The following is a 16,412-nucleotide window of genomic DNA, read 5'->3' as shown; positions in this document are numbered from 1 at the left end:
TGAACACGGCCATGGAAGACGCCGCTCACCTCGCCAGGGCGTTGGAACTGCTCGCCGCGGACCCCGTCGTGGACGGCCACAACGACCTCCCGTGGGCGCTGCGCGAGCAGGTCCGCTACGACATCGGCCGGCGCGACATCGCCACCGACCAGTCGGCGCACCTGCACACCGACATCCCGCGTCTGCGGGCGGGCGGGGTGGGGGCGCAGTTCTGGTCCGTGTACGTACGCTCCGACCTGACCGGGGACGAAGCGGTCAGCGCGACGCTGGAGCAGATCGACTGCGTCGGGCAACTGCTGGCCCGCTACCCGGACGAGCTGGCGCGCGCGCTCACGGCGGACGACATGGAGTCGGCGAGGGCGCAGGGCCGTATCGCCTCCCTCATGGGAGCCGAGGGCGGCCACTCCATCAACAACTCCCTGGGCACCTTGCGTGCGCTGTACGCGCTGGGCGTCCGGTACATGACGCTGACGCACAACGACAACATCGCGTGGGCCGACTCGGCAACGGACGAGCCGCGAGTCGGAGGCCTCTCGCCCTTCGGCCACGAGGTGGTCCGCGAGATGAACCGCATCGGCATGCTGGTCGACCTCTCGCACGTGGCGGCCACGACGATGCGGGCGGCACTGGCCACGTCGGTCGCCCCGGTGATCTTCTCCCACTCCTCCGCCAGGGCGGTCTGCGACCACCCCCGCAACATCCCGGACGACGTGCTGGCGCTCCTGCCCGCGAACGGCGGCATCGCGATGGCGACCTTCGTGCCGAAGTTCGTGCTGCCGGAGGCGGTGGAGTGGACGCGGCGCGCGGACGAGAACATGCGCGCGCACGGCCTGCACCACCTCGACACCACCGAGGCGGGCATGAAGGTCCAGCGCGCCTTCGAGGACGCGAACCCGCGCCCGATGGCGACGCCGGCGACGGTCGCGGACCACCTGGACCACATGCGCGAGGTCGCGGGCATCGACCACATCGGCATCGGCGGCGACTACGACGGGACGGCGTTCACCCCGGCCGGCCTGGAAGACGTGGCGGGCTACCCGAACCTGATCGCGGAACTGCTGCGCCGGTCCTGGTCGGAGTCCGACATATCCAAACTGACCTGGCACAACGCGGTACGCACACTGCGCGACGCGGAGTCGGTGGCCAAGGACCTCCAGCCCCGGACCCCGCCGTCCAACGCCACCATCACCCAACTGGACACCTGACCTCCGGCGCTGCGCCGCCCCCCGTCCCTACCGGAGGCGGGGGGCCCGCGCCGGGGCCCGGGCGTCCCCCGAACGCCCCACCCGCCGCGAACCCCCGTCGCTCCCGTGACACGGTGGACGTACTGCCGTCCCCGAATCCGGAGCTCGCTTCATGGCAGATCTGCAGGACGATCCGCACACGTCCCCTCCCTCCGACACCGCCTCGGTCGGCGAACTCGACCCTGTGCAGCGGACGGACATGCCCGAGCCCACGCAGTCCGAGCAGGATCAGGAGCGGGAGCCCGAGCGAGCTGCGGAGTCTGCCGTCGATGCCCTCGGCCGTGCCCGCGCGCTCCTTGCCGAGCACCCCGTCGCCGACGGGTACAACGGCCTCGCCTGGACGCTCAGGCAGCGCCCCTGGCACGACCTCGAACTCGGCGAGAGCACCCTGGACACCGACATCCCGCGCCTGCGGACCGGCGGTGTCGGCGCGCAGTTCTGGTCGCTGCATGTGCCTGTCGAGTACACCGGCGACCGTGCGGTCAGCGCCACCCTCGAACAGATCGACCTGGTCAGGTCGTTCGTGGCGGGCTACCCCGAAGGCCTGCGCCTCGCGCTCGGCGCGGGCGACATGACCGACGCCCGCAATTGCGGCCGCATCGCATCCCTCCTCGGCCCCGTCTCGGGCCACGCGCTCGGCGACTCCCTGGGCACACTCCGGGCGTACCACGCCCTGGGCGTACGCAGTCTGGGGTTCGCGGGCCCGGACTGGGCGGGCGGTGCGGGGGACGGGCTGACAGGGTTCGGCCAGGAGGTCGTACGGGAGATGAACCGCCTCGGCGTACTCATCGACCTGGCCGGCGCCCCCTCCGACGCCGTGCACAGCGTGCTGTCGATCAGCCGCGCCCCCGTCCTCTTCTCACGCTCGGCCGCCCGCGCCCTCGCCGACCATCCGGCGAACGTCCCCGACGACGTACTGCGTGTGCTCGGCCCCGACAGGGGTGTGTGCCTGGTCAGTTTCGCCCCCGAACAGATTGGCGCCGCTCCGTCCGTGCGCAAGGTGGCGGACCACCTCGACCATGTGCGGGAGGTGGCGGGCCCGGAGTGCGTGGGGCTCAGCGGGATGTACGGGGCGGGCCTGCCGCACGCCGACGAGCTCACGGACGCCTCCAGCTATCCACGGGTCGTGGCGGAGCTGCTGGACCGTGGCTGGGACGAGACGGACATCGCGCTGCTGACGTGGGGCAATGTGGCACGCGCGGTACGGGACGCGGAGTTCACCGCCCGCGCGGCCCGCCACCGCCCGAACGCTTCCTGAGCCCCGGCGCGCTGCCTCTTCCGCGCACGTCCCGCCGGCTCCCTACGCCTGCGGCCGCCCCATCGCCCGGTACGTCCAGCCCGCCTCGCGCCATACCGCCGGGTCCAGCGCGTTCCGCCCGTCCAGGATCAGCCGTTCCGACGCCACCGCGCCCAGCTCCGCCGGGTCCAGGTCGCGGAACTCGCGCCACTCCGTCAAGTGCAGGACCACATCCGCGCCGCGCACCGCCTCCAGCGCCGAGTCGGCGTAGGCGAGCGTGGGGAAGATCCGGCGGGCGTTCTCGATGCCCTTGGGGTCGTAGACCGTGACCTGGCCGCCCTGGAGGTGGATCTGCCCGGCGACATTCAGGGCCGGGGAATCCCGTACGTCGTCCGAGTCCGGCTTGAACGTCGCACCCAGCACCGCCACCCGCTTGCCCAGGAAGCCGTTGCCCCCCAGCGCCTCGCGCGCCAGCTCGACCATGTGGCCGCGGCGTCGCATGTTGATGGAGTCGACCTCGCGCAGGAACGTCAGCGCCTGGTCCGCGCCCAGTTCACCCGCCCGCGCCATGAACGCCCGGATGTCCTTCGGCAGGCAGCCCCCGCCGAAGCCGATCCCCGCGCGCAGGAACTTCTTGCCGATCCGCTCGTCGTACCCGATCGCCTCGGCCAGCTTCACCACGTCGCCGTCGGCCGCCTCGCAGACCTCGGCCATGGCGTTGATGAAGGAGATCTTCGTCGCCAGGAAGGAGTTCGCGGAGGTCTTCACGAGCTCCGCCGTGGGGAAGTCCGTCACCACGAACGGCGACCCCTCCTGCACCGGTCCCGCGTACACCTCGCGCAGCAGCTTCTCCGCGCGGTCGCTCTCGACGCCCACCACGATCCGGTCGGGGCGCAGCGTGTCCTGTACGGCGAAGCCCTCCCGCAGGAATTCCGGGTTCCAGGCCAGCTCCGCGTCCGTCCCCGCAGGCGCCAGCTCCGCGAGCCGGGCCGCGAGGCGGGCTGCGCTGCCGACCGGGACGGTCGACTTGCCGACGACGAGCGCGGGCCGGGTCAGCCGGGGCGCGAGCGATTCGAAGGCGGAGTCGACGTAACTCATGTCGCACGCGTACTCGCCGCGCTTCTGCGGCGTATTCACGCACACGAAGTGCACATCGCCGAACTCGCCGACCTCTTCCCACGACGTGGTGAAGCGCAGCCGCCCGCTCGACCCCTCGATCCCCGCGACGTGCTTGCGCAGCAGCTCTTCCAGCCCCGGCTCGTACATCGGGACCGTGCCGGCCGACAGCATCTCGATCTTCTCGGGCACGATGTCGAGGCCGAGGACTTCGAAGCCCAGTTCAGCCATGGCCGCGGCGTGCGTGGCGCCGAGGTAGCCGGTGCCGATCACAGTGATCTTGAGGGCCATGGGTGCTCCAGACGGGTACGGGCAGGCATTCGCCGCACGAGCATAGTCGGGCCGCCGGAGTCGGCGTTTCCCCCGCTCCGGGCCTTGTCGGCAAGCTCACGTATCCCAAAGGACGGCGAGCCCCCTAAAATTGGGTTACTTAACGGTAGTTAGCACCTTGGGGAGTGAGAGACCTTGGCAGGTTCGCCTGATTTCGACCTGTACCGCCTGTCCGAAGAGCACGACATGCTCCGTGACGCGGTGCGCTCGCTCGCCGAGGCGAAGATCGCGCCGTACGCCGCAGAGGTCGACGAGGACGCCCGCTTCCCGCAGGAGGCGCTCGACGCCCTGGTCGCCTCCGACCTCGCCGCCATCCACGTCCCCGAGGCCTACGGCGGTGCCGGCGCCGACGCCCTCTCCACGGTCATCGTGATCGAAGAGGTCGCGCGCGTGTGCGCCTCCTCCTCCTTGATCCCGGCCGTGAACAAGCTCGGCTCGCTCCCCGTGATCCTCTCCGGCAGCGAAGAGCTGAAGAAGAAGTACATGGCCCCGCTCGCCAAGGGCGAAGGCATGTTCTCGTACGCCCTCTCCGAGCCGGACGCGGGCTCCGACGCCGCCGGCATGAAGACCAAGGCCGTCCGCGACGGGGACTTCTGGGTCCTCAACGGCGTGAAGCGCTGGATCACCAACGCGGGCGTCAGCGAGTACTACACGGTGATGGCCGTCACCGACCCGACCAAGCGCTCCAAGGGCATCAGCGCCTTCGTCGTCGAGAAGTCCGACGAGGGCGTCTCCTTCGGCGCCCCGGAGAAGAAGCTCGGCATCAAGGGCTCCCCGACCCGCGAGGTCTACCTCGACAACGTCCGTATCCCCGCCGACCGCATGATCGGCGAGGAGGGCACCGGCTTCGCCACGGCGATGAAGACGCTGGACCACACCCGCATCACGATCGCGGCGCAGGCGCTCGGCATCGCGCAGGGCGCGCTCGACTACGCCAAGGGCTACGTCCAGGAGCGCAAGCAGTTCGGCAAGCCGATCGGCGACTTCCAGGGCGTGCAGTTCATGCTCGCCGACATGGCGATGAAGCTGGAGGCCGCCCGTCAGCTGACGTACGCGGCCGCCGCGAAGTCCGAGCGTGTCGACGCCGACCTCACGTTCTTCGGCGCCGCGGCCAAGTGCTACGCCTCCGACGCCGCCATGGAGATCACCACCGACGCGGTCCAGCTGCTCGGCGGATACGGCTATACGCGTGACTACCCGGTCGAGCGCATGATGCGCGACGCCAAGATCACCCAGATTTACGAAGGCACGAACCAGGTTCAGCGCATCGTGATGGCGAGGAACCTTCCGTAGTTCCGAAGCAGCCCGAATGCGGGCTGTAAGAGCAGGTGAGAGGCACCCTTCGGGGTGCCTCTTCCGCTTCCCCCCCCGGACTTTCCCCCTGACCCGGGCGGGTTGATCAATTCACCTCGATGGCGGACTTATCCGTAATCGACTACCAAAAGTTATCAAATCACTCCAGAGGGTGATGGTATTGATCGTTGCCGGGTGATTGGCTGCGGGCATTCCACGTCCTCCGGCGTGCCGTATCGCGCCATGAGCAATGCCCGAACGGAGTTGCCGTATGCGCATGACCGCGCGTTTCATGACCGCTGCTCTCCTGGTGATGGCTCCGACCGCCGCCGCTTCGGCGTCCGCGTCCGAGCCGCCGCCTCCCAGCCCCGCCCCGCTGCAGCGCTCGGCCAAGGCGGTGCCCGGCCGGTACATCGTCACGCTGCAGCAGGGCACCAACGCCTCGGCCCTGACCAACCGGGCCGGCGTGAAGCCGCTCTTCCAGTACACGAACGCCATGAACGGTTTCGCCGCCGAGCTCACCCCCGCCCAGCTGGACAAGGTCCGCCGCCTTTCCGGTGTGACGGCGGTCGAGGAGGACGCGAGGCTCACCGTCGGCGATGCGCCGCGCCGCCCGGCAGCCCCGCGGGTGCCCGCCAGCAGCTGGGGACTGGACCGGATCGACCAGGCCGCGCTGCCGCTGGACAACGAGTTCAACGTCAAGGAAACCGGCAAGGGTGTCTCGGTCTACGTCGTCGACACCGGCATCGAGTACACGCACACCGAGTTCGGCGGCCGGGCCACCTTCGGCTACGACGCGATGGGCGACGAAGCCGAGGGCAAGGACTGCAATGGTCACGGCACCCACGTCGCGGGCACCGTGGGCGGGGCGACGTTCGGCGTGGCACGCGAGGCGTCGCTGGTCGCCGTGCGGGTCCTCGACTGCAGGGGCCAGGGCACCATGTCCTCGCTCATCGCCGGCTTCGACTGGGTCGCGGGCAACGCCAAGCAGCCCGCCGTAATGAACGCCTCGCTCGGCGGCCCCGACTCCCCGGCCGTGAACAACGCTGTCAACGCGGTCTTCCGCAAGGACGTCCTGCCGGTCGTCGCGGCGGGCAACAACGCCGTGGACGCCTGCCGCATCTCGCCCGCCAACGCGTCCGGCGCGCTCACCGTCGGGGCGACCGACAAAGAGGACAAGCAGGCCGAGTACAGCAACTACGGCCCCTGCCTGACCATGTACGCACCGGGCACCGCGATCGTCTCCGCGAAGCTCGGCGGCGGCAGCATCGCCCAGAACGGCACCTCCATGGCAGCCCCGCACGTCGCCGGCGTCGCCGCCCTCTACAAGGCGCAGCACCCGGACGCGAAGCCCGGGAACGTGGCGCGCTGGCTCGACCAGGAGAGCAAGAAGGAGATCCTCGTGGTGAGCGGCCGCTCACCCAACCGGCTGCTCACCACCGGCGGCATGTAAACGACGGGGCCGGACAAACGAGGGGGCCCGGACGGTAATCCGCCCGGGCCCCCTCCGTGGTCGACCAGTCGCCTGGTCCCCAGCCGCCTAGTCGCCGCTGACCGTGACCTTCTCGTCGTTCTTCAGCTGCTTCACGAGCTGCGCGACCTTCGCCTTGTCCCAGACCAGGTTCCCGCCGCTGCTGCCCGAGATCGGAATGTTCATCGAGGTGCCCTCGCCGCCCGTGACGCCCTTCATCGCGAAGAACATCTGGCCCAGGTCCCACAGGCTCATGTCCTTGTCGACGATCAGCGTGTCCAGGCCCGCACCCATCGTCGGGTAGAGCTTGAACGGGTTGAGGATCGTGCCCGGCGTCGCCGTCTGGCTCGCGAGTGCCGCCAGGAACTTCTGCTGGTTCTTCGTACGGTCCAGGTCACTGTTCGCGAAGGCGTACCGCGTCCGTACGAAGGCCAAAGACTGCTCGCCGTCGAGGGTCTGCTTGCCCGCCTGGAAGTCGGCGCCGGACTTCTTGTCCTTGAACGCCTTCGGGATGTCGATCTCCACGCCGCCGATCGCGTCCACGATGTTGGCGAAGCCCGCGAAGCCGATCTCGACGTAGTGGTCGATGCGCAGGTTGGTGTTGTGCTCGACCGTACGCACGAGCAGCTCGGGGCCGTCCTCCGCGTACGCCGCGTTCAGCTTCACGCGCCGGCCCTGGGCCGGGAAGAGCTTGCCGGACTCCGAGCCCTTGAAGGACGGGATCTCCACGTCCGAGTCGCGCGGCAGGGAGATCAGCGTCGGGCCGTTGGAGCCGTCGTGCAGGATCATCATCGAGTCGGTGCGCTTGCCCTCGGCCGACCCGGTGTGCAGCTTCTTCTTGTCGTCGGCGGTCATGCCCTCGCGGCTGTCGGAGCCGACGATCAGGTAGTTCGTACCGTCGCCCTCGCCCGGCCGCTCGATGACCTTCGCGAGGTCGACCTCACGCTTGAGCTTGGAGTCCGCCCAGAAGTACGTGCCGATGGAGACGGCGAGGAGGACGACGACGAGGGTCAGCGAGCCGACCTTGATACGCCGCCGCCAGTCCGGCGCCGGGCCGGTGCGCGGCGGGCGTCCGCCGGGGGGCGTGGGGCCACCGCCGCCGTAGACCTGGCCGGTGTTGTAGCCGCCGCCGCCCTGGCCGTAGGCGTAGTCGTCGTAACCCTGCGCCTGCTGGGGCGGGACCGGGCCGCGCGGCGGGGCGGCCGGCTGCGGGACCTGGCCGCGCTGCACATGCCGCATCACCCGAGCACCCTCGGGCTGCGGGCTGCCGCTGCCGCGTCCGTGCCGGTCGCCGCGGTCGTCGTTCCATCCGTTCGGCCAGTCACTCATGCGCAACAGTGTGCAGGTAATAGGGGCGGCGCTTACAGGGCGGGTGGGAAATCGGGCCAGGGCTGTTGCAGAGCTGATGCAAACCGCCCCGGCATAAGGTGGAGGGCATGACAGACCAGGCCCCGCGCTCGGAAGCTGATATTCCGGGTAAGCCCACCTCCGCTTCGCGCACCACGCTCAGCCACATCATGACCGGCAGCGACACCAACCTCCTCGGCACTGTGCACGGCGGTGTGATCATGAAGCTGGTGGACGCGCGGCCGGCGCGGGACGGCACTCAGGTGGGCCCGCCGTCACCGCCTCCATGGACGAGATGGTCTTCCTGGAGCCGGTCAGGGTGGGAGACCTGGTTCATGTGAAGGCCCAGGTCAACTGGACGGGCCGGTCCTCGATGGAGGTCGGCGTACGGGTCCTGGCCGAGCGCTGGAACGAGTCGACCCCCGCGACCCAGGTCGGCAGCGCCTACCTCGTCTTCGCCGCCGTCGACGCGGACGGCAAGCCCCGTCCCGTGCCGCAGGTCGTCCCCGAGACGGAGCGCGACCAGCGCCGCTACCAGGAGGCCCAGATCCGCCGCACGCACCGCCTCGCCCGCCGCCGCGCGATCAAGGAACTGCGCGACAAGCGCGCCGCCGAGGGCCTCGACGACTCACCGGTGGCGTGACAGGCAGCCTCACGGCAGCCGTACGGGCACACGACCGGTCACCCGTGAGCCCTAGGGGCACACCACCTGGTCGCCCCTGACCGCTCCGAACTCGCCCTGATACGGATTGACCGCCCGTACTGCCTGCACCCTCTTGAACGTCGAGCCCACCGTCACCTTCAGCAGCCCGCCCTGCCCATTCACCGCCCGCAGCTCACACCCGGGCAGCGCCGCCTGGAGCGACCGCGCCGAGCGGTCCCAGCGCGGGTCGTAGGTGACGAGCGTGCGCTTCACGTCGCGGCTGTACGCGTTCTCGGGGGAGCGGGTGGTCCTGAAGCCGGTTTCGCGCAGCGCCATGTCGACCCACCTGGCCAGGCCCACGGTCCGCGTCCCGTTGTAGACCTGTACGCGGATCTGCTGCGGCGACACGTCGACGGCCTGCGCCGTCGGCTTCTTGGGCTTCTGCTTCACCTTCTGCGACGCGAGCGGCTTGTCGTCGCGTAGGGCCTGGAAGAGCTTCTTCGACTTCTCCGGGTGCCACTTCACGGTCGTGCCGAAGTCCTTGACGGGGTAGCTCATATTTCCGATGGGTACGGAGGTGAACTCCGACGACGCGGGTGTGAAGCCGCGCATCGCCCGCCCCAGGGCAAACATCTCCTCCGTACCGAATCCCTTGTCCGCGCGGACCGACTCGAGGAGCGCGGACGTCACCTGCCGGAATTTCACCGGGTTCAGCAGGGTGCCCCTGCTGGTGGCCTTGGCGATCAAGGAGGCCATGAAGCGCTGCTGGCGCTGCATGCGGCCGAGGTCGGCGGCCCCGTCGATGTGCCGGGAGCGTACGTACTGGAGCGCCGCGCCGCCGTTCAGCCGGTGCGTGCCGACCGGCAGGTCCAGGCCGGTGTACGCGTCCTTGAGCGGGCTGAGCGTGCAGATCTCCACCCCGCCGACCGCGTCCACCGTCTTCATGAAGCTGGTGAAGTCGACCTCCAGATAGTGGTCGATCTTGACGCCGGTCATGTGCTCCACGGTCCGTACGGTCAGCTGGGGGCCGCCTTCCGCGTACGCCGCGTTGATCTTCATGGGGCGGGCCTTGTGGTGCTTGCCGGTGGACTGGTCGGTGTGCTCGGGCACCTCCGCGTAGCTGTCGCGCGGCAGGCTCACGATGCTCGCGCGATGCTTGTCCGCCGAGATGTGCACCACCATGAGCGTGTCGGCGCAGCGGCAGGCAGCGCCGCCGAGCCGGTACTTCCGCTTCTCGTCCCGCGAGATCTTGTCGCGGCCGTCGGTGCCGGCGAGCAGGATGTTCGTGCCGTGACCGGGCTTCGGGCGGTTCTTCATGTCCTTGAACGGGTCCACCCGCTCGATGCCGGACTCCATGCTGGTCATCACCGCGTGACCAATGCCACCGGCGACGAGAACCAGTACCGAGAGAGCCGTGGCCAGCCGCATAGCCCACCGCGGGCGCTCGTCCTCCCGACGGCTTCGGCCCTGCTGTGGACGGGGCGACGTGGGCACGTGGGGCACCTCCGCGACGGCAAGCAGATCATGAGCACCGTAAGCCCATACGATCTATGGCCGCAGCCTGCGACCCGGTTGCCGCACCTTCGTGTCCCCCATTCGCGGTAACGTGACCCCCGATGAACGCCACACCCGCAGTCTCCGTGATCATGCCGGTCCTCAACGAGGAGCGGCATCTGCGCAACTCGGTCCGTCACATCCTGGAGCAGGAGTACGACGGCGAGATGGAGGTGGTGATCGCGATCGGCCCGTCCACGGACCGTACCGAAGAGATCGCCGCCGAGCTCGTACGCGAAGACCCTCGAGTCCACACCGTCCCGAACCCCACGGGCCGTACGCCCGCAGCGCTGAATGCCGCCATCAAGGCCTCCCGGCACCCCGTCGTGGTGAGGGTCGACGGCCACGGCATGCTCTCGCCGAACTACATCGCGACCGCCGTGCGTCTCCTGGAGGAGACCGGCGCGCAGAACGTCGGCGGCATCATGCACGCCGAGGGCGAGAACGCCTGGGAGGACGCGGTCGCGGCCGCCATGACGTCGAAGATCGGCGTCGGGAATGCCTCCTTCCACACCGGCGGAGACGCGGCCCCGGCGGAGACCGTCTATCTGGGTGTCTTCCGGCGCGAGGCGCTGGAGCAGCAGGGCGGCTACAACGAGGAGTTCATCCGCGCCCAGGACTGGGAGCTGAACTTCCGGATCCGCGAGGCGGGCGGCCTGATCTGGTTCTCGCCGGAGCTGAAGGTCCAGTACCGGCCCCGGCCCTCCGTGAAGGCCCTCGCCAAGCAGTACAAGGACTACGGCCGCTGGCGCCACGTCGTGGCCCGCTACCACTCCGGCTCGATCAACCTGCGCTACCTCGCGCCGCCGACCGCCGTCTGCGCGATCGCGGCGGGCCTCGTCATCGGTGCGGCCGTCACGGTGTGGGGCCTCCTGGTCCCGGCCGGATACCTCGCCGCGATCGTGGCGGGCTCGGTCCCGGCGGGCAAGGGCCTGTCGCTGAAGGCGCGGGCGCAGATCCCGGTGGCCCTGGCGACCATGCACATGTCGTGGGGCTTCGGCTTCCTGACCAGCCCGCGCTCGCTCGCGAAGAAGGTCATCGCCAGCCGCCGCCCGGCGGTGCGGACCGCCGAGGCCGAGCCGCAGACTCAGGCCCAGGCGTAGTACGTACGAGGAAGCCCCGGGCGCGCGATCCGCGTGCCCGGGGCTTCGACGTACGTACTACTTCTCCCAGGTGAAGCCCGGCTGCACCTCCATGCAGGCCTCGGTGTCCTCGCCGTTCAGGGCGCGGGCGGACTTCAGGGCCTTGGCCTTGTCGTTGTTGTCGTCCTTTGCCGCCGACTTGGGGTACGTGCTGCCGGTGCGCCAGTCCGCGCCCACCACCAGCGTGACGCCCGAGACGTCGGTGGACCTCTTGGCGGAACTCAGCGGCAGCCCGAGCGACTTGGCGACCGCCTGGGCGTCACCCTCCAGATCGGCGCTGGGGAAGAAGACCGTCGTACGCTCCAGCGGATTGCGCGTGGTGTCCGCCCTGGCCAGCGCGAAGCCCTTTCCGGCGAGTACGCGCGCGACTTCACTCGCGCGTCCCGTCGCCGATCCGAGGGCGGCTGTGTAGGTGCCGTTCTGCACCATGATGCCGATCTCCGCGTCGGGGGCGGCCGGGTCCTTGGAGGCCTTCGGCTTCTGCTTCTTCGAGGCCTTGCCGTCCAGCGGAGTGTCCTCACGGACCATCTTGAAGAGCAGCTCGGCCTCGCCCGGCTTGGGGAGAACCCGGCCGCCCTGGGGCACCCACGGCATGGTGGTCATGGTGATGCGGCTGGTGGGGACCTTCTTGAGCTCCTCGGCCAGGTCGTACAGCTTCTTGATGGTGTCGAGCTCTTTGTCGACGACCAGTGCCCGGGCGGCGGACTCGGCGAGCTTGCGCAGCTTGATCGGGTCGCTGAGCTTGGTGTTCTTCTTCAGCTCGCGGACCATCGAGTTCATGTACATGTGCTGGGCGTGCGTACGGGCGAGGTCCGTGCCGTCCTCGAAGCCGTAACGGGTGCGGAGCCACTGCAGGGCCTGCTCGCCCTTGATGGGCGTCGTGCCCTTCTCCAGCTTCAGGCCCGATCCCTTGCCTTCCCTGTTGCGGGAGTGGACGTTGTCGGTGACACAGACCGGGACGCCGCCGATGGCGTCCGCCATGGAGACCACACCGCCGAAGTCGATCTGCATGAAGTGGTCGATGGTGATGCCGGTCAGCTCGTACCACGTGGCGACCGTGCAGCCGGGGCCGCCGCGCCCGAGGCTCTCGTTGGTCATCCGCAGGTTCGTGGTCGCGGGGTAGACCTTCTTGGTGTCCGGGTCGGTGCACTTGGGCATCTTCAGCAGCGTGTCGCGCGGCATGCTGATCACCGAGATGTTGCTGCGGTCGGCGGACACGTGCAGCAGCATCTGTACGTCGGCGAGCGGCGGACTGTCGAAGGTGTCCTTGGCGCCGCCGAGCTTCTTGTTCTCGGCGGAGTCACGCGCGTCCGAGCCGATGAGCAGGATGTTCAGCGGCGTCTGGCCTGCGGCGTTGGCCTTGTGATCGGCCATCTTCTTGTCGCCGAGGGTGAGTTCGTCCTTCGTCAGCAGGCCGTTGAGGTGGCGGTAGTAGAGGTACCCGGCGCCGGCCGTGCCGATTATGAGCAGCGAGACGACCGCCGCGATCCAGCGCAGTATCCGGCGCTTGCCGCCCTTGGCGCGGCGCGACCCGCCACGACGGCGGCCTCCACGGCCTGCGCTGCCTTCAGCGCTGTCGTCGCCGCCGCTGCTGCCGCCGTCCGCGCCGCCTTCGCCGCCCTCGTACAGGGTGTCGTCCCAGCCGAGTTCGCGCGCACGCGCAGCACGTTGTCGCGGTCTCGTCCCCCGCACACCGCTCTGTCCCACAGGTCCCCCCCTGTTGTTCCGCGTTATTCAGCTGTTGAGTACGGCCCGGTGACCGGGCGTCACTTGGCACACACCGACTTGTCGGCTTCGACCTTCTGAATTCCTTCCGGCGCCTTTGCCGGACCGACGATGGGCACCCCCGCCCCCTTGAAGTCCCCGCCGAGGACGAGCGTCATGGCCTCGAGGTCCGCGGCGTCCTCCTTGCCCGGCTTCATCGCCGAGGCGGGCAGACCCATCATGTTCGCCAGCCTGCGGGCCTGATCGGCCTGGTTCGGGGCGTACTTGAGGGTCGTCTTCGGGACCTTCGGGGCGTTGCCCTCGTTGCTGGACTTGAGTACGCCCATCTGGTTCTGCAGCCAGATCAGCGTTTCCGACGCGGACCCGCTGGGGCCACCGCCGTTGTAGACACTGACGCGTACGTCGGCGGCCTCGGCCTTGGGGCCCTTGAGCAGCGCCTTCTGCTTGCTCTTGGCCGCCTTCTCCTTCTGCTTCACCTCGGTCAGCGAGGTGTCGGACCGCATCATCGCGAACAGCGGGTCGGCCCTGGCCTTGTCGACCACGACCGTCGCCTTGATCTTCTCCGCCGGGTTGTCGACCACCGGCAGGGTGGTGAAGGTGATGTTCTTCATCTCGACCTTGCTGAGCTCCATGCCCAGGTCGCGGAGCTTCTCGATGTCCGCGATGCCGTTGTCGACCGTCAGCGCCTTGGTCGCCGCATCGGCCAGGTCCCACATCTTGGTGGGGCTGGAGAGCGTGTCGCTCGACTTCATCTTGCGCAGCATCGAGCTCAGGAACTGCTGCTGCGTCTTGATCCGGTCGAGGTCGCTCTCGTTGCCGAAGGCGTGCCGTGTGCGCACGAAGGCGAGGGCCTGCTCGCCCTCGATCGTGGACTCGCCCTTGGGCAGCTTGAGTTTCGACTTCTCGTCGTTGACGGCCTCGGCGACGCAGACCTCGACCCCGCCGACCGCCGTGGTGAGCGTCTTGACCGCGTTGAAGTCGACCATCATGAAGTGGTCGACCGTCAGGCCCGTGAGCTGCTTGACCGTTCGCATGGTGCAGCCGGGATCGCGGTCGAACTGGCCCAGGCTCTCGTTGAAGCGGACGTAGTCGGTTCCGGGGATGGTCTTCTCCGTGCCGTCCTTCATCTTGGTCGGGCAGTCCGGAATGTCGGTCTTCAGGTCGCGTGGGATGGACAGCGCGGTCGCGTTCGTACGGTCCTTGGAGACGTGGAAGAGGATCGTGGTGTCGGCGTGGCCGGTGCTGTTCTTGTCCCCGTACCCCTCGTTGCCCGCACCGGTGCGCTTGTCCGTGCCGATGACGAGGACGTTGACCGCCTCGTCCTTCTTGAAGCCGCCGCTGCCCGCACCGGCGATGTCTATGGACGTCAGGTTGCCGTTGAAGTGCTGGTAGGCGAGATACCCGCCGACCGAGCCGCCGACCAGGACGAACGCCAGGACTCCGCCGGTCCACAGCAGCGCCTTCTTCTTGCGCGCCTTCGGCTGCTTGCGCTTGCGGCGGCCGGCCTGCGGGGGGGACCCACCGGGCCCGCCGGCGGAGCCGTTCGCGGCCCGTCGGCTGCGCTGCCCCGGAACTTGGCGCTGCGGGGCGGCAGTTCTGGCGCGGGTATTTCTTCTCGGCGCGGCACCCCGGGGAGGGGATGCGGGCGACTGCCCTACGGATTGGTCCAGTCGCAATTCGTAATCGCCGGTGGCCGGGTTGAGCACCCACTGGTCTGCGGGGTCGATTTTCTCCGCCCGCCCACGGTTTTGCGCATCCACGGTTGCTTGAGTCCTCCGTCGGTGCCACGCGAGGCGCCTCCCCCCAGGCGCTCGGTCGTTCAATCCAGCAGTGCGACCTCAGGGCCGGAAGCACCGGATCGCGTCACACTATCTGCCCAGTTCAGCGTGGGGCGACGTCCGTGACAAATTCCACTCCCCTTACAACTGGGCAATACGCCCAATCCGTGTCCGTTGCCCGTCCTGCCTTGGTGATGGCTTTACTCGCACTCGTCAGTCGCGGCATTGGATCCGGTGAAAGTCGGCGTCGCGGTCGGGCTCGCGGGGCCGGTGTCGTCCGGCTTCTCGTTGCTTTCCGCGTCCGCGTCCGCACCGCTTTCCGTGTCCGCATCGGTATTCTCGTCCGTTTTCCCGGATCCGGCCGGTACGACCGAGACCGGAGCATCCTCGCGCAACTGCTTGAAGAGGCGGCCCGCTTCCGGTTCGACGAGTTCGTCGCGGTTCGGGTCGTTCGCGTACGGCTGCCGGGGAACAGTCATGAACTGCACCTTTTCGGCAGGGATGTCCCGCATGCCGCGGACCAGGTCGTAAAGATCCTTGAGCGAGTCGAGGCCGGGATCGGTGGTGAGGGACCTCGTCGCCGCGTCCAGGACCGGGTAGAGGCGGGTCGGGTTGAGCAGTACGCCGTTGCTCTGGACCTTGCTCACCAGAGCCCCCAGGAACTGCTGCTGGCGGTCCATGCGTTCGGTGTCGCTGCCGTTGCCGATGGATTTGCGGGCCCGTACGTAGCCGAGGGCCTGCTCGCCGCTGAGCTTCTGGCGGCCGGCCTTCAGCTGGAGACGGGCCGCCTTGTCGTCGATCGGCTCCTTGAGGCAGATCTCGACACCCTTCACCGCGTCGACCATCTCCTTGAAGCCCGCGAAGTCGACGACCATGTGGTGGTCGATGCGGATGCCGGTGAGCCGCTCGACCGTACGGATGGTGCAGGCCGTACCGCCGAGCTCGAACGCGAAGTTGAACTGCGCGGACTGCTCCCAGGAGCGGGTGCCGTCCCCCTTGCGGCAGCTGGGAACCTCCACCATCAGGTCGCGGGGCAGCGACACGGCCGTGGCGCTGTCCCGGTCCGCGGAGAGGTGCAGCAGGATCGTGGTGTCGGAGCGCGGGCCGCCTTTGTTCTTGCCGTACTCGCGGTTGCCCTCGCCCGAACGGGTGTCGGATCCGATGAGCAGGATGTTCTGGGCGCCCTGCACAACGGGTGTGGGGCGTTCCTTCTCGTAGGCCTCCAGCTCCGCGGCGGCGCTGGTGTCCGTGGTGATGTTGCTGTCGAGCTTCTTGTAGATCCACCAGCCGACTCCGGCCGCGATGAGGAGGACGAAGGAGGCGCCGAGAGCGGCCCAACGGAGCCAGCCGCGCCGATGGTTCGCGGCGAGCTCCGCTTCGGACGAGGCCGCACCGTCACCGTTTTCGTCTCCGGTGGCGGTTTCTTCCTCGTCGCTCGCGCCCGCAACCTCTGTGGCCCCGTCCTTCGCCTCGTCCTCGGCCGGGCTGTCCGGTTCGGAGGGCGTGCCAGCACTGTCGGTCACGTCTCGTCC

At 68.9% G+C, this 16,412-nt stretch carries 11 protein-coding genes and 1 pseudogene; 6 read left to right on the top strand and 6 right to left on the bottom strand.

Features of this window, described 5'->3' with window-relative positions; genetic code table 11:
* Positions 1–11: 11 nt before the first annotated feature.
* Complete coding sequence (locus J7I98_RS17280) at positions 12–1,205, top strand: dipeptidase (protein WP_214921636.1); 1,194 nt, start codon at positions 12–14, stop codon at positions 1,203–1,205.
* Positions 1,206–1,356: 151 nt separating this feature from the next.
* Positions 1,357–2,502 carry a dipeptidase gene (locus J7I98_RS17275; protein WP_214921615.1) on the top strand — a complete coding sequence of 382 codons (1,146 nt, stop codon included), beginning with the start codon at positions 1,357–1,359 and terminating at the stop codon, positions 2,500–2,502.
* 42 nt (positions 2,503–2,544) lie between these two features.
* Here J7I98_RS17275 and J7I98_RS17270 read toward each other — a convergent pair whose 3' ends face one another.
* Complete coding sequence (locus J7I98_RS17270) at positions 2,545–3,888, bottom strand: UDP-glucose/GDP-mannose dehydrogenase family protein (protein ID WP_214921614.1); 1,344 nt, start codon at positions 3,886–3,888, stop codon at positions 2,545–2,547.
* 174 nt (positions 3,889–4,062) lie between these two features.
* Here J7I98_RS17270 and J7I98_RS17265 point away from each other — a divergent pair, with 174 nt between their 5' ends.
* Complete coding sequence (locus J7I98_RS17265; protein WP_214921613.1) at positions 4,063–5,220, top strand: acyl-CoA dehydrogenase family protein; 1,158 nt, start codon at positions 4,063–4,065, stop codon at positions 5,218–5,220.
* Positions 5,221–5,491: 271 nt separating this feature from the next.
* Positions 5,492–6,673 carry a S8 family peptidase gene (locus J7I98_RS17260; protein ID WP_214921612.1) on the top strand — a complete coding sequence of 394 codons (1,182 nt, stop codon included), beginning with the start codon at positions 5,492–5,494 and terminating at the stop codon, positions 6,671–6,673.
* Between the two features lie 87 nt (positions 6,674–6,760).
* Here the strand turns inward: J7I98_RS17260 and J7I98_RS17255 are convergent, their stop codons facing one another.
* Positions 6,761–8,020 (bottom strand): LCP family protein, encoded by a 1,260-nt coding sequence (locus tag J7I98_RS17255; protein ID WP_214921611.1) that lies wholly within the window; start codon positions 8,018–8,020, stop codon positions 6,761–6,763.
* A 107-nt stretch (positions 8,021–8,127) separates the two neighbouring features.
* Here J7I98_RS17255 and J7I98_RS17250 point away from each other — a divergent pair.
* A pseudogene (locus J7I98_RS17250) lies at positions 8,128–8,681 on the top strand (acyl-CoA thioesterase).
* Positions 8,682–8,732: 51 nt separating this feature from the next.
* On the opposite strand, the gene J7I98_RS17245 reads toward J7I98_RS17250, so the two are convergent.
* Entirely contained in the window at positions 8,733–10,109 is a 1,377-nt protein-coding gene (locus tag J7I98_RS17245; protein WP_214921635.1) for an LCP family protein, read from the bottom strand.
* Positions 10,110–10,297: 188 nt separating this feature from the next.
* Between J7I98_RS17245 and J7I98_RS17240 the strand changes: the two genes are divergently transcribed.
* Positions 10,298–11,338: a glycosyltransferase family 2 protein gene (locus J7I98_RS17240; RefSeq protein ID WP_214921610.1), complete on the top strand. Its 1,041-nt coding sequence runs from the start codon at positions 10,298–10,300 to the stop codon at positions 11,336–11,338.
* A gap of 57 nt (positions 11,339–11,395) precedes the next feature.
* Here the strand turns inward: J7I98_RS17240 and J7I98_RS17235 are convergent, their stop codons facing one another.
* The 3 genes from J7I98_RS17235 to J7I98_RS17225 all read right to left on the bottom strand — a co-directional run bounded on the left by J7I98_RS17235 (position 11,396) and on the right by J7I98_RS17225 (position 16,403).
* Positions 11,396–13,084: an LCP family protein gene (locus J7I98_RS17235; RefSeq protein WP_214921609.1), complete on the bottom strand. Its 1,689-nt coding sequence runs from the start codon at positions 13,082–13,084 to the stop codon at positions 11,396–11,398.
* 59 nt (positions 13,085–13,143) lie between these two features.
* Positions 13,144–14,862 carry an LCP family protein gene (locus tag J7I98_RS17230; RefSeq protein WP_214921608.1) on the bottom strand — a complete coding sequence of 573 codons (1,719 nt, stop codon included), beginning with the start codon at positions 14,860–14,862 and terminating at the stop codon, positions 13,144–13,146.
* Between the two features lie 218 nt (positions 14,863–15,080).
* The gene (locus J7I98_RS17225) at positions 15,081–16,403 is read right to left on the bottom strand and encodes an LCP family protein (RefSeq protein ID WP_214921607.1); all 1,323 of its coding nucleotides are present in this window, start codon (positions 16,401–16,403) and stop codon (positions 15,081–15,083) included.
* Positions 16,404–16,412 lie beyond the last annotated feature (9 nt).

The sequence above is a fragment of the Streptomyces sp. ISL-98 genome (genome assembly GCF_018614055.1).
GTDB classification, from domain to species: Bacteria; Actinomycetota; Actinomycetes; order Streptomycetales; family Streptomycetaceae; genus Streptomyces; species Streptomyces spiramyceticus.
The sequence above is the reverse complement of the archived record's forward strand: the minus strand, read 5'-3'. Positions and strand labels throughout refer to the sequence as shown.